The 22,910-nt window shown below is 53.5% G+C and carries 21 protein-coding genes; all 21 read left to right on the top strand.

What is annotated here, in order from left to right; all coding sequences use genetic code 11:
• The first annotated feature begins 35 nt into the window (after positions 1–35).
• The 21 genes from tsf (at position 36) to HMPREF2981_RS04255 (ending at position 22,886) form a co-directional block, all read left to right on the top strand.
• The gene (gene tsf, locus HMPREF2981_RS04355) at positions 36–866 is read left to right on the top strand and encodes a translation elongation factor Ts (RefSeq protein ID WP_004006226.1); all 831 of its coding nucleotides are present in this window, start codon (positions 36–38) and stop codon (positions 864–866) included.
• A 376-nt stretch (positions 867–1,242) separates the two neighbouring features.
• Complete coding sequence (gene pyrH / locus HMPREF2981_RS04350) at positions 1,243–1,986, top strand: UMP kinase (protein ID WP_004006227.1); 744 nt, start codon at positions 1,243–1,245, stop codon at positions 1,984–1,986.
• 201 nt (positions 1,987–2,187) lie between these two features.
• Complete coding sequence (gene frr, locus HMPREF2981_RS04345) at positions 2,188–2,745, top strand: ribosome recycling factor (protein ID WP_048778680.1); 558 nt, start codon at positions 2,188–2,190, stop codon at positions 2,743–2,745.
• Positions 2,746–2,754: 9 nt separating this feature from the next.
• Positions 2,755–3,633: a phosphatidate cytidylyltransferase gene (locus HMPREF2981_RS04340; protein ID WP_048753052.1), complete on the top strand. Its 879-nt coding sequence runs from the start codon at positions 2,755–2,757 to the stop codon at positions 3,631–3,633.
• Between the two features lie 90 nt (positions 3,634–3,723).
• On the top strand, positions 3,724–4,317 hold the full coding sequence (locus HMPREF2981_RS04335; protein ID WP_004006230.1) for a DivIVA domain-containing protein: 594 nt from the start codon (positions 3,724–3,726) through the stop codon (positions 4,315–4,317).
• A 62-nt stretch (positions 4,318–4,379) separates the two neighbouring features.
• Positions 4,380–5,708 carry a 1-deoxy-D-xylulose-5-phosphate reductoisomerase gene (gene dxr / locus HMPREF2981_RS04330; protein ID WP_070661049.1) on the top strand — a complete coding sequence of 443 codons (1,329 nt, stop codon included), beginning with the start codon at positions 4,380–4,382 and terminating at the stop codon, positions 5,706–5,708.
• A 136-nt stretch (positions 5,709–5,844) separates the two neighbouring features.
• Complete coding sequence (locus HMPREF2981_RS04325) at positions 5,845–7,278, top strand: M50 family metallopeptidase (RefSeq protein ID WP_070661047.1); 1,434 nt, start codon at positions 5,845–5,847, stop codon at positions 7,276–7,278.
• Positions 7,279–7,503: 225 nt separating this feature from the next.
• The gene (ispG, locus tag HMPREF2981_RS04320; RefSeq protein WP_080972543.1) at positions 7,504–8,646 is read left to right on the top strand and encodes a flavodoxin-dependent (E)-4-hydroxy-3-methylbut-2-enyl-diphosphate synthase; all 1,143 of its coding nucleotides are present in this window, start codon (positions 7,504–7,506) and stop codon (positions 8,644–8,646) included.
• Positions 8,647–8,789: 143 nt separating this feature from the next.
• Positions 8,790–9,776 (top strand): GNAT family N-acetyltransferase, encoded by a 987-nt coding sequence (locus HMPREF2981_RS04315; protein WP_070661045.1) that lies wholly within the window; start codon positions 8,790–8,792, stop codon positions 9,774–9,776.
• A gap of 163 nt (positions 9,777–9,939) precedes the next feature.
• Positions 9,940–11,757 (top strand): proline--tRNA ligase, encoded by a 1,818-nt coding sequence (locus HMPREF2981_RS04310; protein ID WP_070661042.1) that lies wholly within the window; start codon positions 9,940–9,942, stop codon positions 11,755–11,757.
• A 65-nt stretch (positions 11,758–11,822) separates the two neighbouring features.
• A complete protein-coding gene (rimP, locus tag HMPREF2981_RS04305) occupies positions 11,823–12,488 on the top strand; it encodes a ribosome maturation factor RimP (protein ID WP_070661039.1) in 666 nt (221 codons plus the stop codon).
• 130 nt (positions 12,489–12,618) lie between these two features.
• Positions 12,619–13,656, top strand: coding sequence for a transcription termination factor NusA (gene nusA, locus HMPREF2981_RS04300; RefSeq protein ID WP_004006237.1), 1,038 nt, complete (start codon positions 12,619–12,621; stop codon positions 13,654–13,656).
• A 177-nt stretch (positions 13,657–13,833) separates the two neighbouring features.
• On the top strand, positions 13,834–14,127 hold the full coding sequence (locus HMPREF2981_RS04295; RefSeq protein WP_080513871.1) for a YlxR family protein: 294 nt from the start codon (positions 13,834–13,836) through the stop codon (positions 14,125–14,127).
• 230 nt (positions 14,128–14,357) lie between these two features.
• Positions 14,358–17,159, top strand: coding sequence for a translation initiation factor IF-2 (gene infB / locus HMPREF2981_RS04290; RefSeq protein ID WP_070661035.1), 2,802 nt, complete (start codon positions 14,358–14,360; stop codon positions 17,157–17,159).
• A gap of 116 nt (positions 17,160–17,275) precedes the next feature.
• Positions 17,276–17,716: a 30S ribosome-binding factor RbfA gene (rbfA, locus tag HMPREF2981_RS04285; protein WP_210398815.1), complete on the top strand. Its 441-nt coding sequence runs from the start codon at positions 17,276–17,278 to the stop codon at positions 17,714–17,716.
• 4 nt (positions 17,717–17,720) lie between these two features.
• Complete coding sequence (gene truB, locus HMPREF2981_RS04280) at positions 17,721–18,803, top strand: tRNA pseudouridine(55) synthase TruB (protein ID WP_070661020.1); 1,083 nt, start codon at positions 17,721–17,723, stop codon at positions 18,801–18,803.
• Positions 18,800–19,171: a hypothetical protein gene (locus HMPREF2981_RS04275; protein ID WP_070617137.1), complete on the top strand. Its 372-nt coding sequence runs from the start codon at positions 18,800–18,802 to the stop codon at positions 19,169–19,171. Before truB ends, HMPREF2981_RS04275 begins: the two co-directional genes overlap by 4 nt.
• Before the next feature lie 106 nt (positions 19,172–19,277).
• Positions 19,278–19,763: a hypothetical protein gene (locus HMPREF2981_RS04270; protein ID WP_095343012.1), complete on the top strand. Its 486-nt coding sequence runs from the start codon at positions 19,278–19,280 to the stop codon at positions 19,761–19,763.
• A 28-nt stretch (positions 19,764–19,791) separates the two neighbouring features.
• Positions 19,792–20,487, top strand: coding sequence for a DUF4345 domain-containing protein (locus HMPREF2981_RS04265; RefSeq protein WP_048778693.1), 696 nt, complete (start codon positions 19,792–19,794; stop codon positions 20,485–20,487).
• Between the two features lie 105 nt (positions 20,488–20,592).
• Entirely contained in the window at positions 20,593–21,558 is a 966-nt protein-coding gene (locus tag HMPREF2981_RS04260) for a bifunctional riboflavin kinase/FAD synthetase (RefSeq protein ID WP_070661017.1), read from the top strand.
• 386 nt (positions 21,559–21,944) lie between these two features.
• Entirely contained in the window at positions 21,945–22,886 is a 942-nt protein-coding gene (locus HMPREF2981_RS04255) for a hypothetical protein (protein WP_244864680.1), read from the top strand.
• The last annotated feature ends 24 nt before the right edge of the window (positions 22,887–22,910 follow it).

Raw genomic sequence — 22,910 nt, 5'->3', positions numbered from 1 at the left:
TTCACATCTTAAATTAAGGAAAAAGAGGAGTTCACATGGCGAACTACACTGCAGCAGACATCAAGGCACTGCGTGAGAAGACCGGCGCAGGTATGCTCGACGTCAAGAAGGCTCTCGATGAGGCTAACGGCGACCAGCAGAAGGCAATGGAGATTATCCGTGTGAAGGGTCTGAAGGGCGTCACCAAGCGTGAAGGTCGTGCAACCGCTGAAGGTCTGGTTGCCGCTCGCGTAGAAAACGGTGTTGGCTACATGGTTGAGGTCAACTCTGAAACCGACTTCGTGGCTAAGTCCGAACCCTTCATTACCTTCGGGCGTAACGTGTTGGAGGCTGCTATCGCGGCTAACGCATCCACTCTGGAAGAGCTACAGGCTGCATCCTTCGAGGGTAAGACCGTTGAAGAGCTCACCACCGATGCTGCCGCCCTGCTGGGTGAGAAGGTCGTGGTGCGCCGCGTAGCACGCGTTGAAGGCGAGAATGTGGCAGTTTACCTGCACAAGACCTCTAAGGATCTGCCCGCACAGGTTGGTGTTCTGCTTGCTGTTTCCGGCAATAACGTTGATGAAATTGCGCACGACGTAGCAGTCCACATCGCAGCGATGAGCCCCAAGTACCTGGATTCTGAGTCTATCCCGGCTGACCAGGTTGAAGCTGAGAAGCGTGTTGCACGTGAGACCGCAATCGCTGAGGGCAAGCCCGAGAAGATTCTGGATAAGATCGTTGAGGGTCGTCTCAAGGGCTTCTTCAAAGAGAACACCCTGCTTGACCAGGACTTCGCAAAAGACACCAAGAAGTCTGTGGCACAGGCTCTCTCTGAGGCTGGCGCAACTGCTACCGGTTTCGCACGTTTCCGTGTTGGTGCCTAGTTTCTAGGAGCTTTCCTCAAGCAGCCAGCCTTTATCTGAGGCTATACGCTAAAGTCGGATGCTTGCCCTGTGAAGGGTGAGCATCCGACTTTTTTGCATAAATATTGTGCAGGTCGCGCACCTAGCGAAAAGAAAGTTCCAGAGCCTATTTTCTGTATAGATCATCTTGCAGATACAGTGTTGACCTGAGGTTTTATAGGGTTTTATATGCCTGGAGCATTGAGTCTCTCAATCTCTACGCCTTCTGGTATGCCGAATGAGGGAGAAAAATATCGAAGGGTGTACCACAGACAGTGTTCCCGTAGCGTATCCTTGATAAGGACTATTGAGTGTTCACCCCGTTATCAGCATAAGTTTTATCCGTTGGAGGGTATTTATGACCGACTCGCACACGCACCCAATCCATCGAGACGACACCGGTCGTCGCCGTGTTCTACTCAAGCTCTCAGGCGAAGTTTTCGGTGGGGGAGAAGTTGGTATTTCGACCGGGGTTGTGCGTAATATTGCACAGCAGATTGCAGCAACTGTGGGTAAGGTAGAGACCTCCATCGTGATTGGCGGCGGTAACTTCTTCCGTGGCGCCGAGCTTTCACAGGCAGGTATGGATCGTTCCCGCGCAGACTATATGGGCATGCTCGGTACCGTGATGAACTCTCTGGCTCTTCAGGATTTCTTGGAGCAAGAAGGTATTGATACCCGCGTACAGTCTGCTATTACTATGCCGCAGGTTGCAGAAACCTATATTCCTCGCCGCGCTATTCGCCATATGCAGAAAGACCGTGTGGTTATTTTCGGCGCCGGTGCTGGTCTGCCCTATTTTTCGACCGATACCGTAGCTGCCCAGCGAGCCTTGGAAATTCACGCTGACGAAGTTTTGGTAGCAAAAAATGGTGTGGACGGCATCTACACTGCCGATCCGAATAAAGACCCTCAGGCTGAGCGCCTGTATAACCTCACCTACGATGAAGCTATGCAACGCAATATTCGCGTGTTGGATCAGACCGCATTCTCCCTATGTCGCGATAATAACGTGACGATGCGCGTCTTCGGCATGCAGGGCGAAGGTAACGTAACCCGCGCTATTCTGGGGGAGAAGATGGGTACTCTTGTAACCCGCTAAAGAAACGTTATGCCGTTATACTCCTCGCATTAGAAGTCGTTCAACGGCTTAGCCATAAGGAAAAAACGGTGAGAAGTCGCCCGAGATAGTCTCGGGCGACTAAACTATAACTAGGTCGCGGTTTGCACCGTTTGGTGTTTCCCGTAGCCGTAGCTACCAAAATCGGCATGAGCCGACTTCCCCTATAAAGGAGATTCCGTCGTGATCGAAGAAACCCTTGCCGAAGCCGGCGAGAAGATGGATAAGACCATTGAAGCTGTCAAAACAGAATTCGCCAAGGTCCGCACCGGACGTGTGAACCCTGCGATTTTTAGCTCTATTACCGCAGACTACTACGGCGCGCCGACTCCATTGCAGCAGCTGGTATCGTTCAACGTTGAAGATGCCCGTACGGTTAAGATTGTTCCATTTGATGTGAGCGCTTTAGCTGCTATCGAAAAAGCAGTGCGTGACTCTGACTTGGGTGTAAATCCCAGCAACGACGGTGCCGCTATCCGCGTGGTTATGCCTGAGATGACCTCTGAGCGTCGTAAAGAATACATAAAATTGGTCAACCACAAAGCCGAGGAAGCTCGCGTTTCGGTACGTAATGTGCGCCGCCATGCTAAAACCGTCATTGATAAGCTTGTGAAAGACGGCGAGATCGGTGAGGACGACGGTGCCCGTGCCGAAAAAGAGCTTGATGCCCTCACTAAGAAACATGTAGATACTATCGATGAGCTCTACAAGCACAAGGAATCTGAGCTGCTTGAGGTTTAAGGCTCAGAGATGAACACACGAGAAGATACGGGGGATAAGAAGAGCGAAACAGCCCCCGCCCCAGGGAAAACAGCATCCCGAGCGGGGCGCAACTTACCCGCCGCTATCGGCGTAGGCGTAGCATTCGGCGCGGTGCTGACTACAGGGCTTTTCTTTCCTCCGTTTCTTGTGCTTCTCTGCGCGATCTCTACCGGGCTGGGAAGCTGGGAGCTTGCCTCCGCACTCAACAAAAAACGCGACTACAATTTACCCCTAACCCTGGTGACGGTGCTGGCTCCGATCCCCACAGTCTCAGCGTATATTTGGGGGTTCACTGGTTTGGGGATCTCCTGCGTTGCTGTCGCCCTAGTACTTGCTTGTGTCACCTTGGTGGTACCCAGGAAACGTACAGCCTCACGGTATAAAGTTTTGAGGGGTCTCATTCTAATTTTGGGATGGGTACCCTTGACCCTCGGAATTTCGATGGTGTACTTTAGCACCGAGCGCGGTTGGGCAGGCATCCTGATGATCCTTCTCATGGCAGTCAGCAACGATACTTTCGGGTATATTGCCGGTGTTATATGGGGTAAACATCCTATAGCACCTACCATTTCTCCAAAGAAGAGCTGGGAGGGCTTTGCCGGTTCCTATCTTGGGTCTGCCGTGGTAGCGTGTATTGCTCTAAGTATTTTGGGGCAGAAATGGTACTGGGGAATACCGCTCGCTGCGGTCATGGTTATCGCCTCTACGGCGGGTGATCTTGTAGAATCTGTTTTTAAACGTCGAATAGGCATCAAGGATATGTCAAATATCCTGCCTGGGCACGGCGGTATGATGGATCGTCTGGACTCGGTACTTTTTGCGGCCGCGGTTGGGTGTTTGATTTTTACCTTTGTGCTTCCTCTCTAGAGCGGAACACAGGATAGCGAAAACTTTATGCGTAGGGTACGCACACGAGCTGCTCACGTCGTGTGCCCTGCCTGATGATAAGGAGAATCCTTGGCAACGAATACTAGTCGTACAGATAACGGCTTCGGCCGTGCGGCAGAACTCGAACCTGGTTATAAACGAACCGAGGTCGATCGTCTCTTTGCTCGACTAGCCGAGGATTACGAACAGCTAAGCGGCGCCGTACAGCAGCACGCTAATATCTACACGTCGCGGCTTATTCGCCAGGTTGTTTTTCGTACCGAGCCCGGCGGCTATGCGGTAGGGGACGTCGATCGCGCCCTAGAGCGTATAGAAGAACGTTTTGCCAAGCTGGAACGCAGCCGTTATATCGAACAGTACGGTTTAAGCAATTGGGAGCTGTCCCTCGTAGACGCGGGTGAGCTTCTGGCACAGCGACTAGAGCGGCCGGATGGTGAACGTTTTCGCCGCCCCTCTAAACGCAAACACGCCGGGTATTTTGTGGGTGATGTTGATAAGGTATGCCATCATATCTATGCTCAACTCAATAGCGAAGAACCGCTTGATACATCCGTTATTCGTAACGCCGTCTTTAGGTCTGCGACCGGCTCGGTGAGCTATGAAGAAACCCAGGTCGATGCCTTTATGGATCGCTGTATCGAGCTTATCCAAGATCTGACCTAAGACGTTGCTGGCAGCCGTAGAGCTTTCTGAGACCGTACCGACAGCATGCGATACTAGTAAACATGAAGTTTGGTTCCTCTACCCGGGTTGGGGGCTCCCGCGAAAGCCTCACCGAAGCTCTTAAACACGGACTTTGTGATGCTCGAAGGGTTACTTTACTCGGTTCCACCGGGTCTATCGGCACCCAAGCAATACAGGTTATCGAGCATCTTGCGCGTCTTGCGGGCACTACCGTCGATGCTGAGGATGCACCGCTGAAGGTTGCAGCTCTCAGCGCCGGTTCACGCTCCCTGGAATTATTAGCACAGCAGGCGGTTCAGGTACGCGCCGAGCTTGTTGCCACCAGCGGCACGGCGCAAGATGCACAACGGTTGCGAGAATACCTCGATTCGACCGCCCGCAGTGTGGGCATTAGCGGGTACAGCCCGCGCATCGTCTGGGGAGAACGTGCCAGCGTTGAGGCGGCGGCGCATCCGGCGGATGTGGTACTCAACGGCATTACCGGATCTATCGGTTTAGAACCCACACTGACCGCCCTCAAAGCGGGGTACCGGGTTGCCCTTGCGAATAAAGAATCTCTGATCGCGGGTGGTCCGCTTGTGCGTGCCGCCGTCGATGCCTCACCGTTAGAAACCCCGATGGTTCCGGTGGATTCGGAGCATTCGGCTCTTGCCCAAGCATTAGCCAGTGGCACCGACGCCGAGATAGACCGGCTGATTCTCACGGCCTCAGGTGGACCTTTTCGAGGATATACCCGTGACATGCTTCAAGACGTTACCCCACGGCAGGCGCTGGCACATCCTACCTGGGATATGGGGCTGGTGGTCACAACCAATTCGGCAACGATGGTGAATAAGGCCCTTGAGGTATTAGAGGCACACCATCTTTTTGGGGTTGATCTTGACCGCATTGATGTTGCGGTACACCCGCAGTCGATTGTGCATTCGATGGTTCAGTTCGTAGACGGCGCGACTATCGCCCAGGCGTCCCCGCCGACCATGCTTCTGCCTATTGCTCTGGGACTGACGTGGCCGCATCGCATTCCGCAGGTAGCGGCTCCCTGTGATTGGACTCAGGCGCAAACATGGACTTTTGAACCGCTTGATGCGACGGCTTTCCCTGCTGTGCAGATGATTAAAGAGGCGGGCAAGCGGGGCGGAACTTTTCCCACTGTTTTTAACGCCGCTAATGAGGAAGCGGTTAGCGCTTTCCACGCTGGTAAAATTCGGTTTACCGATATTGTGGATTCCGTGGCGCGTGTTTTGGAGGCGCACGCCGCCAGTAGCGAGGTTACGGCAGAAGCCGACATGAGCTTAGATGCTGTTCTGAACGCCGAAGCTTGGGCACGCGCATACGCTCGTGAGCTCTGCGCCACGAAGATGTCGTCATAACCATCACGAAGGTTTTTCCTACGCGGCGCATAACCTGAGCGCCACGTACCCTATAATTTCACAGCTTAGGGGAGTACCCTAGAAACTTCGCGGGAAACCGCTTGAGAACCCGTACCTTTTGTTGCGAAGGAGAAACGTGGAGATTCTGCTCTACGCCGCAGGCGTCATCATTATGACGATAGCTATTGCACTGTCTATTGCTCTGCATGAGGTGGGACACCTGGTACCTGCGAAACTCTTTAAGGTGCGTGTACCGCAATATATGATTGGTTTCGGCAAAACTATTTTTTCGTTCCGCCGCGGTGAAACTGAGTACGGGTTTAAAGCTATTCCTTTAGGCGGATATATTTCGATGATCGGCATGTATCCGCCTGCGCCCGAACACGAGGAGCGTGCGAAACGGGCAATGGAGCATCCCACAGAGGGGAACGCCGAGGATACCACTGGCGTGGAGGAAGAACACGAACCCGAGATCGAAACTCTTCGCGCCGGAACTACCAGCCCTTTTGGGTCTTTGGCGAATGCGGCCCGTGAGGCTGACTTAGAGCGTCTGAAACCCGGAGATGAAAATCGTCTGTTTTATAAACTTCCCGTGTATAAACGCATGATTATCATGCTGGGCGGGCCTAGCATGAACTTGCTCATCGGGATCGTATGCACCGCCATTCTCATCTGCGGTTTTGGAACCCTGTCTGCAACTAATAAAGTGGCATCGGTTTCCGATTGCGTGCCAAAAGCAACGATCACCGAAGACCGTATCTCATATTCCGAATGTACTGACTCTTCGGCACCGTCTCCCGCGAAAGCGGCAGGACTGCGTAAAGATGACCGTATAGTTGCTATCAACGGCAACCGCACGAGCACCTGGGAACAGGTTTCTTCTAACATTCGTCAGGCAGGGAATAATACCGTAACCGTCACCATTGAACGCGATGGTTCTGAGCAGCAGCTCACCATGACCCCGGCGCTTTTGGAGCGTCCAGTCGTGGATGAAAAGACCCGAGAATATGTGCGTAACGACGATGGGTCGTTCAAGATGATGACCGGCGGCTTTATCGGTATCTCACCAACTTCGGAGATGGTTCCAGGCTCGTTGGGCGATGTTATGCCCAATGTGGGCGACACGCTGGGACGTATTGCACATTCCATGTGGTCGCTGCCGCAGCGCGTATGGGAGCTGGGGGTAAATCTCTTCTCGAATCAGGAACGCGATGAGAACTCCCCAGTATCCGTAGTGGGGGTAAGCCGGATTGCCGGTGAAGTGGCCTCGACAGACCGTATCGATCTGAAAGCAAAAACTGCGACCTTAGTCTCGCTGATAGCCGGAATGAACCTGATGCTTTTCGCCTTCAACCTGCTTCCGCTTCTTCCCCTAGACGGAGGGCATGTTTTTGGTGCCCTGTGGGAGGCAATTCGACGTGGTTTCGCCAAGCTTACCCGCCGTGCCGATCCCGGTCCGTTTGACCCGGTCAAGCTTCTGCCGCTTACCTACGTTGTAGCGGGTGCTTTCATTCTGATGTCCATTGTGATTATTGCCGCCGACTTCATTAAACCCCTGCGGCTGTTCTAAATGGCGGAGCAAGCTATGCACCGCATAGCGTCTAGTGAGAATCGTGTACGCAAACGAATTGTGAGCGGGACTACCGCTTTTTCATCTCATCGTGATATTGCTCGCGGTTAGGGTATCCGTATTAGTGGTTCTGCACGCGACGGTGGCACAATAGGAAGCTGAGCGGCGCATCCCGCGCCCCAATTTTATGACATTTGGAGGATTGCCTTGTCGGTTAGCCTTGGTATGCCGAAGCCTGCCCCTGCGGTTCTTGCGCCCCGTCGCAAGACCCGTCAATTCAAGGTAGGTACCGTGGGCATCGGTTCCGAATCTCCCATTTCGGTACAGTCTATGACGACCACCAAGACCCACGATATCGGTTCAACCCTGCAGCAGATTGCCGAGCTAACCGCCGCCGGGTGCGATATTGTGCGTGTGGCATGCCCGACCGATAAAGATGCTGAGGCACTACCCATCATCGCAAAGCAGTCTAATATTCCGGTGATCGCGGATATTCACTTTCAGCCCAAGTACGTGTATGCGGCTATTAAAGCCGGATGCGGCGCGGTGCGTGTGAATCCCGGTAACATTCGTAAATTCGATGACCAGGTAAAAGAGATCGCCGAGATGGCTTCCGAGCATGGTACCTCTATCCGCATCGGTGTGAATGCTGGTTCGCTTGATAAACGTCTGCTCGAAAAATATGGCCACGCTACCCCGGAGGCGCTGGTTGAGTCCGCTGTGTGGGAAGCCTCTCTCTTTGAAGAGCACGGGTTCCGCGATTTCAAGATTTCCGTTAAACACAACGACCCGGTGGTTATGGTTGAGGCATACCGGCAGCTTGCCGCCCGCGGCGATTGGCCTTTGCACTTAGGCGTGACTGAAGCAGGCCCCGCATTCCAGGGAACCATCAAGAGTTCGGTAGCATTCGGCACCCTCCTCTCTCAAGGGATTGGCGATACGATCCGTGTTTCGCTTTCGGCCCCTCCGGTGGAAGAAGTCAAGGTAGGAACCAAGATTCTGGAATCCCTTAACCTGCGCCCGCGCAAGCTCGACATTGTTTCGTGCCCCTCATGCGGTCGCGCCCAGGTGAATGTGTGGGAGCTCGCCGAAAACGTGACCAAGGGCTTGGAGCATATGAAGGTTCCACTTCGCGTCGCCGTGATGGGATGCGTGGTGAACGGTCCGGGCGAGGCACGTGAAGCAGACTTAGGAGTGGCATCCGGTAACGGTAAGGGACAGATCTTTGTGAAAGGGGAAGTTATTAAAACCGTTCCCGAAGATCAGATCGTGGAAACCCTTCTTGAAGAGGCAACCCGTATTGCTGCCGAGATGGAAGCCTCGGGGGAGTACGTGCCCGAAGGCGCCCCCGCTGTTACCGTCAAATAGTACGGCTGTACCTCGTCCGTAGCGTTGAGTATAAACGCGACGAGTCTGAAATCTCTAAGCGCCTCGCCTTCAACGGACGCGGGGCGCTTAGCTGTGACACATTCAAAACCGCGATAGCTCTCTCGTTAGATAGAATCGAAAGCGTGCTCAAAAAGTTTTTCTCCTCATCCGCCCCCCAGGTGGTGGCTCTCGATCGGCGCGATGCAGATGCCCTCGAAGAGCTTCTCTATGCGGATACGCTGGGGAACCTCTACGCTATTGAGCATTACGATATTTACGGGCTGCCGCCAGCATCGGCATCCGGAGCACGCGTGACGGGGAATAAGCTGCCAGCACAGTATCGCGGGTTCGTGGGGATTTACGAAGATGGCATCTTGCTGAGCGCGCTGTTACTGGGCAGCAATACCGTTCCCATCTGGTTACCCGACGACGATCGAATGCGCTCACATGCCGAGGTTCTTGCTCACCTCATTTACCGTTCTCGGGGCAGCATTGAGTCTCTTTTTGGACCCAGTGAATGTGTGCTTCCAATCTGGGAGCACTTGAGGAAACGCCTCGCGAGTCCTTTCTCTGTTCGGACGGTACAGCCGCTACTGTACCTGTCCCCAGAAAAAAATCTATTCTCACTCTATTCGGCCTCTCTGCCTGAACTGCCCGGCTATCTACCCTCGTTACAGTCGGTTCCAGAGAGCCCTGGAGGATATGTGCGTTGTACTGTTCTGTCAGATTACGATGATGTTCTGCCTGCCGCAGCCGCTATGTTCCATGAGGAAGTCGGTATTGAACCCATCGCACGGTACGGCAGCAACTACAGAAACCGTGTACGGTCGATGGTATCTGAAGGCAAAAACGTGATTGTCACTAACGATCTCGGCGTGGTGGTTTTCAAAGCTGATCTGGGTATATCGCATCTGGACGCTGCGCAGATACAGGGCGTTTGGGTGCACCCCGACTATCGCGGTCTGGGACTTGCGGCTCCGTTTCTTGCTGCGGCCTGTGAGCTTTTCCGAGAGAGGCACCCGCATCTGAGCCTCTACGTTAATAACTACAACGATCGGGCACTTTCTCTCTATCAGCGCACCGGATGGGAAGATATTGGGCAATATTCGACCATTATCCTTACTCGTTAGCGTCTGAAAATATACACGTTGGTCTTTTATACCAACTATGCTTCGCCTGTGAGCGCGGAAACCTATAGACTTGTTATATTATTCATCGCCGTTCGCCGCCGCTTTCGGGTTAAGGAATGTGGGATGCGGTGAAGGTCTAGCATCAAATCCAAGGAGAACACACATGGTACTTCGCTTGTCCAGCCTCTTCGTGCGGACCCTGCGTGAAGATCCTGTAGACGCTGAGGTAGCAAGCCATAAGCTTTTAGTGCGCGCAGGTTATATTCGTCGTGCCGCTCCTGGCGTGTATACCTGGCTGCCCTTGGGTTTGAAGGTTCTGCGCAAGGTGGAAAATATAGTGCGTGAAGAAATGAACGCAATTGGAGCCCAAGAAGTTCTCTTTCCGGCATTGTTGCCGCGAGAACCCTATGAGGCAACTAACCGGTGGGAAGAATACGGTGATAATCTCTTTCGCCTGCAGGACCGCAAGGGAGCCGATATGCTTCTGGCGCCCACCCATGAGGAAATGTTCACCCTGTTGGTGAAAGATCTTTATTCCTCCTACAAGGATCTGCCGCTGTATATTTACCAGATCCAGAATAAGTACCGTGACGAGGCGCGACCCCGCGCCGGTTTGTTGCGTGGGCGCGAATTTGTCATGAAGGATTCCTACTCTTTTACTGTGGACGACGAAGGCTTGAATGAGGCTTACGAGGCCCACCGCGCCGCTTACCAGCGTATTTTTAACCGCTTGGGATTAGACACCGTCATAGTGACCGCGCAATCGGGTGCTATGGGTGGTTCACGCAGTGAAGAATTCCTGCATCCGACCCCTGTAGGTGAAGACACCTTTGTGCGTTCCGCCGGTGGCTACGCCGCAAATGTGGAGGCAGTCACCACCGTTGTGCCTGCAGACATTGATTTCACGGATACACCCGCAGCTATCGTGCTCGATACCCCCGAATCTCCCACGATTGAAACCCTCGTGGCTCAGATGAATGACTTGCACCCTCAGGTGACCGGCGGTGAACTCACCGCTGAACAGACACTCAAATGTTTTGTGGGCGCAGTCATTACCCCCGCTGGGGAACGTAAGCTCTTTGCCGTGGGTGTACCCGGTGACCGCGAAGTCGATCTGGGACGCGTCGAGGTTAACATTGGTGCGCTCATGGGTATCGGTGGCGAGATCGAGGTTGAGGCTGCTTCTGAGGAGGATCTAAAGAAATTCCCGCAGCTCGTCAAGGGCTATATTGGTCCGGGTCTTACTCTCGATCAGCCTATGCTGGGCGAGAATACCGAAGAGCGTCAAACTGCTACCGGTATTCCGTTTTTCGTTGATCCGCGCGTGGTTCGCGGAACCTCATGGGTGACCGGCGCTAACGAGCACGGCAAACACGTGGCAAATCTCGTTTACGGGCGGGACTTTAGCGCAGACGGTACTTTGGAAGCGTGTGAAGTACGCGAAGGCGACCCAGCACCGGATGGTTCCGGACCGCTTATTGCCGCACGCGGCATTGAGATGGGACATATCTTCCAGCTTGGTCGTAAATACGCCGAGGCACTGGGCCTGAAAGTACTCGATCAGAACGGTAAACTCCAGACCGTGACGATGGGATCTTACGGCATTGGCGTAACCCGCGCGCTTGCCGCAATTGCTGAGGGCAATCATGACGAGAAGGGTCTGATCTGGCCGCGTAACTTGGCACCCGCCGATGTGCACATCGTCATCACGAATAAAGACACTCAATCCCACGAGTACGCAGAAACCTTGAGCGCGGAGCTTGAAGGCACCGGGGTGCAGGTGCTTTTGGACGATCGTCTGAAAACCAGCCCGGGCGTTAAATTCGGCGATGCAGAGCTTCTGGGCGTACCCACCATATTAGTGATTGGCCGCGGGTTCAAAGACGGTACTTTGGAGCTCAAAGACCGGCGAAACGGAGAGGCACGCGATATTGCTGTATCGGATGCGGTGCGCGAAATCCTCGCCGAAATCCGGTCTTAGGTCCTATTCCCAGGCATAGACGCGTTCATCATCCTCGACAAGATTATCGAGAAGAGAAGGAAGATATGGCGTATAAACCTAAACGGTCCGGTAAGAAAGACGGCGCCCCCAATGCTCGCTCTCGGCGTGCCGCATCACGAACCGCCAGGGGTGTGACTCGTCCCTTCGAATCCGCATGGGCAGAAAAATCGGCACCGGCAAAAATTGGGACACGCTCTCTACACGAGGACGAGGTAAACGAAGCTATCAAACCTGTGCTCAGCGAGTTTTCGTTAGTGCTTGAAAGGATTAAGATCAGTGGTCCGGCAGCTAACCGAACGGTAGAAATTACCGTGGACTATACGGAAGATCGGACAGATTCCCTTTCTCTGGACAGCCTTGCGGAAATCTCGGGGGCTATCTCACAGGCTCTGGATAAAGCTGATGAGCACGATGAGTTCTTCCCCTACATGTTGGAAGTTTCCTCTCCCGGAGCTACCAGAGAACTCACCGAGCGCCGTCATTGGAAACGTGCTTGCACCCGACTTGTGGCGGTGACACAGACAGACGGCACGGAATACGTGGCTCGTCTTGACGAGATTACGGACGAGGGTCCTGTGCTTCGGCGTAAGAAACAGACTAAGAAAGGGCAGAAGCAGACGTACCATGACGCTGTGATTGTGCCCTGGGAAAATATTGGGCACGCTAATGTTGAAATTGATTTCAATTCTACTCAAGAGACTGTAGAATAGGTACAAAATAGGCTTTCTGTTTGTTTTTTCACACTCAACAAACATAAAGCAAACCGTTCGGGAGCCGGGGCGCAGAAAAAGCGTCCCGGCGCCGTGCTACAGGGAAAGGCTGAAGAGCGTGGACAACAATATGACGATCGACTTAGGCGTTCTGCATGCACTTGCAAAGCAACGAGGTCTCGTTTTGGAGGAACTGTTCTCGCTGGTTGAAAATGCTCTGGTGCTTGCCTATATGAAGCAGCCCGGCGCCATTAAAGGCTCCCGAGCCGTCATCGACCGAACTACCGGCGACTTCGCTATTCTTGCGCCGGAACTTGACGATGACAACCAGAAAATCGATGAGTTCGATGATACGCCCAATAACTTTGGGCGCATTGCTGCGGCAACGGTGCGTCAGGTTTTATCGCAGCGTCTGCGCGATGCCGAAGATGCATCCGTACTCGGTGAATTTAAAGACCGAGAAGGAACCTTAGCATCCGGCGTTATTCAGCAGGGGAATAATCCCCGCATGGTTCAAGTCGATTTGGGAACTATTGAGGCCGTACTCCCCGCGAATGAGCAGGTTCCCGGAGAACAATATCCCCACGGAACCCGTATTCGTGCATATCTCTTAGAGGCGCGCCGTGGTCAGAAGGGTCCTTCGATTGTGCTCTCGCGGTCGCATCCGAACTTGGTGCTTCGCCTATTTGAGCATGAGGTTCCAGAGATCGCCGACGGATCGGTCAAGATTAACTCCATTGCTCGCGAGGCAGGACATCGCTCGAAGATAGCGGTAAGCGCAACGAACCCCAGTATCAACGCTAAGGGTGCCTGCATCGGTGATATGGGCGCTCGCGTGCGTGCTGTTGCCGCTGAACTTAACGACGAGAAGATCGACATTGTTGATTACTCGACGGATCCTGCGGAGTTTATTACGGCTGCGCTCTCGCCCGCTAAGGTGACCGAAGTTATTATTGCGGACCCCCGCGAATATTCTGCTCGTGCGATTGTCCCCGATGAGCAGCTTTCGTTGGCAATCGGGCGGGAAGGCCAGAACGCGCGCCTTGCCGCGAAACTAACCGGCTGGCGTATCGACATTTTGGCAGAGTCAAAATATGCTCAGATTCGTGCCGAAGAAGAGGTAGCCGAGCGAGTAGCCCGCAGCCTTGATTTAGACGAAAACGAGTAATAACCGGTATTCTAGTAGGAGTACCCTGTAGCCCCTAAAGGGTCTTTCCGCATTCGTGAAACCGAATACGGACGTGACCCAGATGAGGGGCTACACTTAAGATGTGCGTTTGGCGCGTGCGCCCCAGCGGCGTGCCTAAACGACTGTGACAGTTTTGATGGGGAAGAGGGGAGAGCAATGAGTGAACCTCTCCGTACCTGTATTGGCTGTCGCCTCCGCGATAATCCGCGGAATATGCTCCGTATCGTCCGTTTCGGCGGAGACGGAGAACGGATGCGCATCCTTCCGGATGTGCACCGCACCTTGCCCGGTCGCGGTGCGTGGCTGCATATGCGTGAATCCTGCCAGCAACAGGCTTTTCGTAAAAATGCTTTCGCCCGCGCCTTTAAAGTTTCAATTGCTCGCGCAGACCTTATGGTTTTGACCGAATACTTCGCTCAGCGCAAGCCCGAAACTACGGGCTATGAGTGAAACTCACATCCCTATAAGTCAACGAGTTTGACGACTTCTTGAAGATTACGAAAGCGAGTCAGAAAACTGATGGATATCTAATGAGTGCCGCGACATGAGTACTCATCTGTGCTCACACCCCGGCAAATTTATGCCCACGCGTGTGTTAGGCGTAACCGAGAGCCTAGTGCGCGCATACACACATTATTAGTGTTCGCACCGTCCTGGTGCGAGCCAGGACAGGAGAAAATTTGGCTAAGCCTCGCGTACACGAGATTGCTAAAGAACTTGGTGTAACGTCAAAAGAAGTTATTGCAAAACTAGCCGAACAAGGCGAATTCGTAAAGGGCGCATCCTCGACCCTTAACCCGCTCGTGGTTAAGAAACTGCGTGAAGCGTTCCCCGCCCCCGCTCAGGCACCTGAAAAAGCTGAAAAGCCAACTAAAGCGTCAGGGAAGTCTGCAGCTTCCACAGCTAAAACTGCTAGTGCTAAGCCCGCCGCTCCAAAGAAGTCGGCGGACGCGAAATCTGCCGCTAAACCTGCGGCACCGAAACCTGCCCCTAAACCGGGTGCAAAACCTGCAGCTAAATCTGCGGCTCCTAAGCCCGGTGCCAGGGGCGCCGCTAAATCTTCTTCGGGTCCTCGTCCTGGCAACAACCCCTTCTCCTCACAGCAGGGAATGGCTCGTCCAGAGGCTCCGAAGCCTGCTGCTCCAAAGCCCGCACCGAAACCTGGTGCATCGGCTCCAAAACCGGGCCCGAAGCCTGGTCCTCGTCCGGGCAACAACCCCTTCTCCTCACAGCAGGGAATGAAACGACCCGAACGCGGCGAACAGCGTTCTGGCGGTCCTCGTCCACCCCGCGGTCAGCGTTCAGGCAATAATGCCCCTCGTCCCGGCGGTGGGGGCAACGGTCCCCGTTCCGCATCGGGGTCGCGCTCGCACGCGCCTCGTTCCGGCGGCGGCAACCGTCCTAGCCCGTCCATTATGCCGTCCAAGGTTTCGAACGTCGGTTCCGGTCCCGGTGCACCCAGTGGCGGTGGCGGAGGTGGTAACCGTCGTGGCGGAGGCGGCGGCTATAACCGCGGTCCTTCGCGTCCGGGTCCCGGTGGCCGTGGAAATGCACAGGGTGCTTTCGGCCGTGGCGGTTCCAAGCGTAAGAACCGTAAGTCGAAGGCAGCCCGCCGCAATGAAGTCGAGCAGATGAACGCGCCCGCACCCGGTGGTGTGGTAGTACCTCGCGGCGATGGCTCGACTGAGGTTCGCCTGCGTCGCGGCGCGTCCATTATGGATTTTGCCGAGAAGATTGGCGCTAACCCGGCTTCGCTAATTACCGTGCTCTTCCACTTGGGCGAAATGGCTACTCAGACCCAGTCGCTCGATGAAGAAACCTTCGAGCTATTGGGTGCCGAGTTGGGGTACGTCGTAAAGATTGTGTCTCCCGAGGACGAAGAACGCGAGCTCTTGGAATCCTTTGACATCGACCTTGAAGCCGAAGCAGAGGCGGAAGGCGATGACGTTCTTGAAGTGCGTCCTCCGGTTGTGACTGTGATGGGTCACGTTGACCATGGTAAAACTCGACTGCTGGACGCTATTCGGAATACCAACGTCATTGAGGGTGAAGCTGGCGGCATTACCCAGCACATCGGTGCGTATCAGGTACACACTACCGTCGAAGGTGAAGACCGTGCGATTACCTTTATCGATACCCCCGGTCACGAGGCGTTTACCGCTATGCGTGCCCGCGGTGCGAAGGTTACCGACGTTGCCATTCTGGTGGTCGCTGCGGATGACGGCGTGATGCCGCAGACCGTTGAGGCCCTGAACCACGCTCAGGCAGCTGATGTGCCGATCGTCGTGGCTATCAACAAGATCGATAAGGAAGGCGCATCGCCCGATAAGGTCAAGGGTCAGCTGACCGAGTACGGTCTGGTACCTGAAGATTACGGTGGAGACACCATGTTCGTGAACGTTTCGGCTCGGAATGGCACGAACATTACCGAACTGCTTGAAGCCGTAACCTTGACTGCCGACGTTCTGGAACTTCGTGCTAACCCGAATAAGGAAGCTCGTGGCGTTGCTATTGAAGCGAACCTGGATAAGGGTCGCGGTGCGGTCTCCACCGTCTTGGTGCAGTCCGGTACTCTGCATGTGGGCGATGCGATTGTTGCCGGTGTGGCACACGGTCGCGTGCGCGCAATGTTCGACGAGAACGGCCATGCAGTGAAAGAAGCCGGTCCGTCTCGTCCCGTTCAGGTTCTGGGTCTTTCGACCGTGCCCCGTGCGGGAGATACCTTCCTCTCGACCGAAGAAGAACGCACCGCACGCCAGATTGCTGAGAAGCGTGAGGCCGCAGACCGTAACGCACAACTCGCGAAGCGTCGTAAGCGCGTAACCCTCGAATCCTTCGATGCCGCTGTGGCTGAGGGCAAGATGGATACCCTCAACCTGATTATTAAGGGTGACGTCTCCGGTGCTGTTGAAGCTCTGGAAGAGTCGCTCATGAAGATTGATGTGGGCGGCGACGAAGTTCAGCTGCGCGTAATCCACCGCGGTGTGGGTGCTATTACTCAGAACGATGTGAACCTGGCAACCGTGGACAACGCGGTGATCATTGGCTTCAACGTTCGTCCTGCAGAGCGTGTCTCTGAGCTTGCAGACCGCGAGGGCGTCGAGATGAAGTTCTACTCGGTCATCTACCGCGCGATTGAGGAAATTGAGCAGGCTGTCAAGGGCATGCTCAAACCCGAATACGAAGAGGTCGAACTCGGCTCGGCGGAGATCCGTGAAGTGTTCCGTTCCTCCAAGTGGGGTAACATCGCAGGTTCGATGGTCAAGAACGGCATTATCAAGCGTAATTCCAAGGCACGCCTGGTACGTGACGGTGTTGTGGTGTCAGAAGACCTCACCATCGAGTCGTTGCGTCGTTTCAAGGACGATGCTACCGAAGTACGTGAAGGCTTCGAGTGCGGTATTGGACTCGGTTCCTTCAACGACATCAAGGAAGGCGACGTCATCGAAACCTGGGAGATGCGCGAGAAGCCGCGCGTCTAAGACCCGCAGAAACGCGCCCGCTCCTCGTATCTCGCTTCGTTCCGGTTTTGTACCGGAAGATGCGGGATGCGGGGCGGGCGCTTCCCCTATCTGTATATGACCACAAGGAGAAAACTATGGCTGATGCAGCACGTGCAGCCCGTCTCGCCGACCGTATTAAGGTGATTGTGGCGCAGGCGCTTGAACGCCGAGTCAAAGACCCCCGCCTCGGTTTTGTGACGGTTACCGATGCCCGGGTCACGAATGACCTGCAGCACGCAACCCTGTACTACACCGTATACGGTTCTGAAGAAGAACAAGAAAACACAAAAAAGGCGTTGGAATCCGCTAAAGGCATTTTGCGCTCTGAGGTGGGAAAAAATATTACCGCGCGTCTGACGCCAACCCTCACCTTAGTACCAGACGAAGTACCGGTTAACGCTTACCACCTCGAAGACCTCTTAAAGAAAACCCGTGAGCGCGATGCTGAACTTGCTGCCGCATCCGCAGGGGCCCAGTACGCGGGCGAGGCAGACCCATACAAGAAACCTGAGCAGGTCGAAGTAGAGGAAGACTAATACAGTGGCGAAAGCTCGGGAACGTGGACCGTCAGGTCTACTGGTGGTGGATAAACCCGCTGGCATGACGAGCCATGATGTAGTCTCGAAGATCCGCTGGATTGCCGGTACGCGGCGTGTTGGTCATGCAGGTACTCTTGATCCGGCGGCGACAGGTGTATTGGTCTTGGGCTTGAATAAAGCGACAAAGCTTTTGACGTATTTAGTTGGTCAGGATAAAACTTATGAGGCTCGCCTGGTGTTAGGGGCCGCAACTCTGACAGAGGACGCTGAGGGAGAGCTCACCGGGTTTGCTCGCGCGGAGGCTGTGAGGGCTCTGACTCGGGAGAAGATTGAAAACGCCGTACGATCTTTGACGGGCGATATTATGCAGGTTCCCTCCGCCGTTTCGGCGATTAAGGTTAAGGGCGTGCGTTCTTATGCTCGGGTTCGTGACGGCGAGGATATTGAACTTCCCGCCCGAAAGGTCACGATTCATGAGGCCGCTATTCATGAGGTGCGCGATAGCGAACTTGATACTCGACTATATACTGTTGCCGAGGGGCTTGATATTCCTGCGTGTGTACCAGTTGTTGAGGTAGATATTACGGTTGCCTGCTCTTCAGGAACCTATATTCGTGCTTTTGCTCGTGATGTGGGTAAAGCCCTGGGCATTGGGGGCCATTTGAGCGCTTTGAACCGCATTCGTGTAGGGAATGTGTATCAGCATGAGGCGCTTGATTTAGCTGAACTCATGAAGGAGCGCGAGAACGCTGATGGGCCGCTAGACTTACCTGTACTTTCTCTTGAGGAGGCGGCACGTCGTCTGTTCAACGTTCGGCAGCTTTCGACGCAAGAGGCGACCGATATTTCATTTGGTCGGCGCATTACAGCCGGTGAGGAAGGTTCAGATGCTCTTGTCTTAGGCACACAAAGCCCGGAATCTCAGCATGCCAGTACCGAGGGGATAACTGCCGCCTTTGCGCCGGATGGAACGTTGGTGGCCCTCATCGAGAATATAAAATTTCGGGGAACCCGATGCGCGGCACCCGTGCTCGTATTTGAAGCAGGAATTGACTTCTCGCGGGAAGCGGGGGAGCGGCTATGATCGCTGGTTTGGACTGGTGGTTCTGGATTACTGTGGTACTCGGTACGTTATCGTGTCTGGCTTCTTTGGTACAGTATTTCCGTGGTTATGAACCCGATGACTATTCACAAGGTCCGATGCTTGTTCTTGAAGCGTTTTTAGTGGTGTACCTGGTAGGGTCGATCATCATGCAGGCTGTGGGACCGGGACCTCGTGGTGACTGGCTGGAGTATTACGGGTACCTCGTGACTGCCATGCTTATTCCCGCCGGCGCGTTCTTCTATTCTCTCAGCGAGCGTACGCGATGGGCGACTCTGCTACTGGCGGTTCCAGGGCCCGTGCTTATCGTGATGGTTTACCGAATGAATATGCTGTGGTATTACTATTAGACACAGGTTTTACTCCACATAGCTGGGGCACAGAGCCTGAATTATAGAGCAAGTACGCAAGCATCTAGAGACACCTTCTGCGCACACACCTTGGGAAGGACACGATGTGCATAATACTTTGAACCCTTGGGGTTCCCGCACCACAAAAGGCAATTCTAAATCCGATGCTGTTTCCTCAGCTGGCCATGCCTCCGGTCCGGGTAAAGTTATCGCTGTGGTGTACGGGATTTTTACATTGTCGGCGGGCGCTCGCGCGTGTTATCAGCTGATTCGTAAATTTGATGAGGCGCCTTTGGCGATTCTGCTTTCGCTTCTTTCCGCAATTATTTATGCTATTGCTGCTGTTTCTTTAGCAAAGCGTGGAGAACGTGCTAGGCAGCTTGCGGTTATCACCATCGTAGTGGAGCTTCTTGGCGTCCTTGGCATAGGAGTTTTCTCGTATGCCGCTCCGCAGTTTTTCCCTTTAGCATCCGTGTGGTCGCATTTCGGGCAGGGATATGGGTATATCCCCTTGGTACTGCCGGTGGTGGGGTTGTGGTGGCTGTACCGGGCAGCGCATCGCACTACGAACAGGTCGCAGAATTCTCGGTGAGGATAGCGAAAACTAAAAGGAGAGAACTATGACTCGTGATAAGAACTCGCAGAAGGCCGAGAAAAAACCACTTTCAACCTCTGAACCGGTAACTCAGCCGCAGCCGGTGATTTCAGCGCAGTCGGAGTATCCGCAGAAAGCGCGCACTGCGTCGGCTCAACAGCCTGCACAGAAAATCGGATCTGAATCCAGTGCTCAGAAATCTGCTCGCGGATCAAAAAATACTGCCCCTGCAGCATCGCAGAAAACGACGGCCGTGCGTACGGTGGAGGACGTCGCCAAGCCTCAGAACCAAGGGGTTTTTCGCGCTGTGACCGCACTTTATGGTGCTTTGGTTATGCTCTATGCGGGGTGGCAGATCTTCTCTGGCGCCCGTGCTGTGCCAGAGAATGATGCTCTGGCGGCAAATGCTTCTCTGGAATCAAATTATGCGTTTTTCGCCGCAATATACTTCGGTTTGGGGCTCTCATTCCTCGTTATCGCAGTGAAGTTCAAGTGGGTCAATATGCTGGTGATATCCTGTTTGGTGGTTTTCTTAGGCGGCGTGGGACGTATTATATCGTGGGCTACCCACGGTACCCCGCATTGGTCGCTGATCGTGCTGATGGTAACTGAGTTAGTCATTCCTCCATGCCTGTTGATTTGGTACGCCTGGATTAATAAGTCCAATAAGATTCGGCAGGATATGCTTCAGGCTTCGCAACAGGGTAAATCCTCTCGTTAACGTCGGATCTCGAAAATCCTTCAGGTTTATCGGGGTGGTAATTCTACATACGTCTTCAGACTGGTTTAGGATGTATAGGTACATTATTTCTTACCAGGAGAGCCCGTGACCCTCTATACCGAGTTGAGCGATATTCCAGCGGATTTCGGCCCGTCCGTAGTGACTATCGGCAATTTTGATGGCGTGCATATTGGTCATGCTCGTGTTATTTCACGTGTTGTCGAGGTAGCGAATGAGCACGGGCTCGTTTCGGTTGCTGTTTCGTTTGATCCGCACCCTATGCAGGTGCATCATCCTGAACTGAAGCATCAGGAAATTATGGGTCAGGGGTCAAGACGTTATTTCATGTGCCAGCTTGGCCTGCAGAACTACCTACTGCTGCATTACGACCTAGAGTTTGCGAAGCAGAGCCCCGAGGAATTTGTGAAGTCCGTCTTTGTTGATGCCCTGCGTGCACGTTATGTTGTGATCGGCGATGATGTGCGTTTTGGGCACAAGAATTCGGGCGATTTAAACACAATGCGCGAACTGGGGAAGAAATACGGGTTTGAGGTCATCGTGGTTGATGATTTGATGGCCGATGAAAAAACTCGATGCTCTTCAACCCGCATCCGCGAATATTTGAACGCGGGGGACATGGAAGGTGCGGCTCGGCTGCTTGGTCGTCCGCACCTGATGTACGGGGAAGTCGTGCACGGCTTGGCGCGTGGGCGTGAACTGGGGTTCCCTACAGCAAATTTGGAGCTGGAGGCGCGCGGTTTTATCCCGGTTGATGGTGTCTATGCCGGATGGTTGACCGATGAATCTGGTGAAAAGCATCCGGCGGCTATATCCGTGGGTACAAACCCAACCTTCGACGGTATTGAAAACCGTCAGGTTGAGGCGCATGTTATTAACCGTCCTCAAGAACGTGTTGAGGACTTTGACCTTTATGGGCAGCATGTGGTCGTGGAATTTGTGAAGCACCTGCGCCCTATGGTTGCATACCATGGCATTGATGCTTTGATCGAACAGATTAATCAGGATGTTGCGCAGGCGCGCGATGTGCTTGCCGCAGGGTCTTACGCTTAGGTAATAAGACTCTGGTGTTTTCTGTCGTCTGTAATCTTATGAAGACCAAAATAAAACATAACTGATTCTGCAACTTTCATGTTTATCGTGAAGGTTTAAAATATTTTTTATATTAATTGTATAAATGTATAGATAAACCGCACCTTGAGAATTTAATTGTAATATTTTTGTTTACTTCGAGAGAAATATCTAATTTTCTCTCTTGTTGATGTGTGCATGAGATACACTAAAAATTGCAAATTCCCGATAGCTTATTGATGCATGCAGTATATCTTGGGTCTTTGGTGACATAAGATATATTAGAGAGTAATCTACCTGGAGAATATATCCCTGACTTATTGCGTAAATCAGGGATGACAATCACCTACTCAACACAAAGGAATATTATGAATACCTCGAAAACACTGTCCCGGCGTACCTTGGCAAAAGGTACCGCCTGGGCTGCCCCTGTTGTGATAGCCTCCTCCGCTGTACCCGCATATGCGTCCAGCGTGCCGGATTGTTCATGGCTTGCGACTCAGAATGTTGTGGAGACGAGCGTTTCTAACGAATTCTCGGACAATGGTAATCCGAATATTACCGTCGCGGACTGGGGGAACCAAGGGGGTGCTGGTGTATCTTATAAATTTGCCGATACATATGACAATGGTCGTAACCCTTATGCTGTTAATACACCCATTGAGAGAAACCCTTACCACGATTTCACCTTTACGTACCGCATTACAGAAGATTTGCGGAGTTTTAAGGCGACCCCCTGGGTTAACCAGGCAACTCCAGTGGGCGAACAAAATGCAAAGAATAACGCTGTGCTCGATACTCAATTTAACGGTGTTGGGTATAAAGTTACAGGCGCTCAACCTATCAAGCAGGCAACCTTTGGGTGGGGAAGTTTCAACCACAAAAATATTGATGGTATGCCTTCAAAAACTACTGGGTCTTACGGCTGCTATGAGGACCGCAAGTTCTATCCGTTCTCTCGTTCTCAGGCACGTTCCGTAGTTGAAGGCAGCCGCTGGCGCGGACAGGTCTATCTTGATTTCGGGCCGGTGAGTGCGGGAACGGTTATTAAGGTAACTATTCGTGTTTACTCGCTTCAAGAAATGTCCGCCTCGTACATTAATCAGCGCTACTACAACAACAACTGCAATCCAACCTATAATGGTGGTCCCAAACGTTGGGCTGGAGATAACGACCAGGTTGGTGTGGTGGGCGAGTACTCTTACGCACTCAAAGATCCCCGTGTTGCAGAGTGCAGCAGTTCTGCCAATAAGCATGCGGTGCCGGTCAGCGGATACTGGGCTTTCGGCGGTAACTGGACCCAAGAGTAATATCCTCCAGCAAAGCTATGCACC

This window comes from Rothia sp. HMSC069C01 (assembly GCF_001814655.1).
GTDB lineage: Bacteria > Actinomycetota > Actinomycetes > Actinomycetales > Micrococcaceae > Rothia > Rothia dentocariosa.
Note: the sequence above shows the minus strand (reverse complement) of the source record. Positions and strands in the feature narration are given on the sequence as shown.

Coding starts and splice junctions, on each gene's coding strand:
- tsf (WP_004006226.1), top strand. CDS start 36: ATGGCGAACTACACTGCAGCAGACATCAAGGCACTGCGTGAGAAGACC.
- pyrH (WP_004006227.1), top strand. CDS start 1,243: ATGACCGACTCGCACACGCACCCAATCCATCGAGACGACACCGGTCGT.
- HMPREF2981_RS04340 (WP_048753052.1), top strand. CDS start 2,755: ATGAACACACGAGAAGATACGGGGGATAAGAAGAGCGAAACAGCCCCC.
- dxr (WP_070661049.1), top strand. CDS start 4,380: ATGAAGTTTGGTTCCTCTACCCGGGTTGGGGGCTCCCGCGAAAGCCTC.
- ispG (WP_080972543.1), top strand. CDS start 7,504: ATGCCGAAGCCTGCCCCTGCGGTTCTTGCGCCCCGTCGCAAGACCCGT.
- HMPREF2981_RS04310 (WP_070661042.1), top strand. CDS start 9,940: ATGGTACTTCGCTTGTCCAGCCTCTTCGTGCGGACCCTGCGTGAAGAT.
- rimP (WP_070661039.1), top strand. CDS start 11,823: ATGGCGTATAAACCTAAACGGTCCGGTAAGAAAGACGGCGCCCCCAAT.
- nusA (WP_004006237.1), top strand. CDS start 12,619: ATGACGATCGACTTAGGCGTTCTGCATGCACTTGCAAAGCAACGAGGT.
- HMPREF2981_RS04295 (WP_080513871.1), top strand. CDS start 13,834: ATGAGTGAACCTCTCCGTACCTGTATTGGCTGTCGCCTCCGCGATAAT.
- rbfA (WP_210398815.1), top strand. CDS start 17,276: ATGGCTGATGCAGCACGTGCAGCCCGTCTCGCCGACCGTATTAAGGTG.
- HMPREF2981_RS04275 (WP_070617137.1), top strand. CDS start 18,800: ATGATCGCTGGTTTGGACTGGTGGTTCTGGATTACTGTGGTACTCGGT.
- HMPREF2981_RS04265 (WP_048778693.1), top strand. CDS start 19,792: ATGACTCGTGATAAGAACTCGCAGAAGGCCGAGAAAAAACCACTTTCA.
- HMPREF2981_RS04255 (WP_244864680.1), top strand. CDS start 21,945: ATGAATACCTCGAAAACACTGTCCCGGCGTACCTTGGCAAAAGGTACC.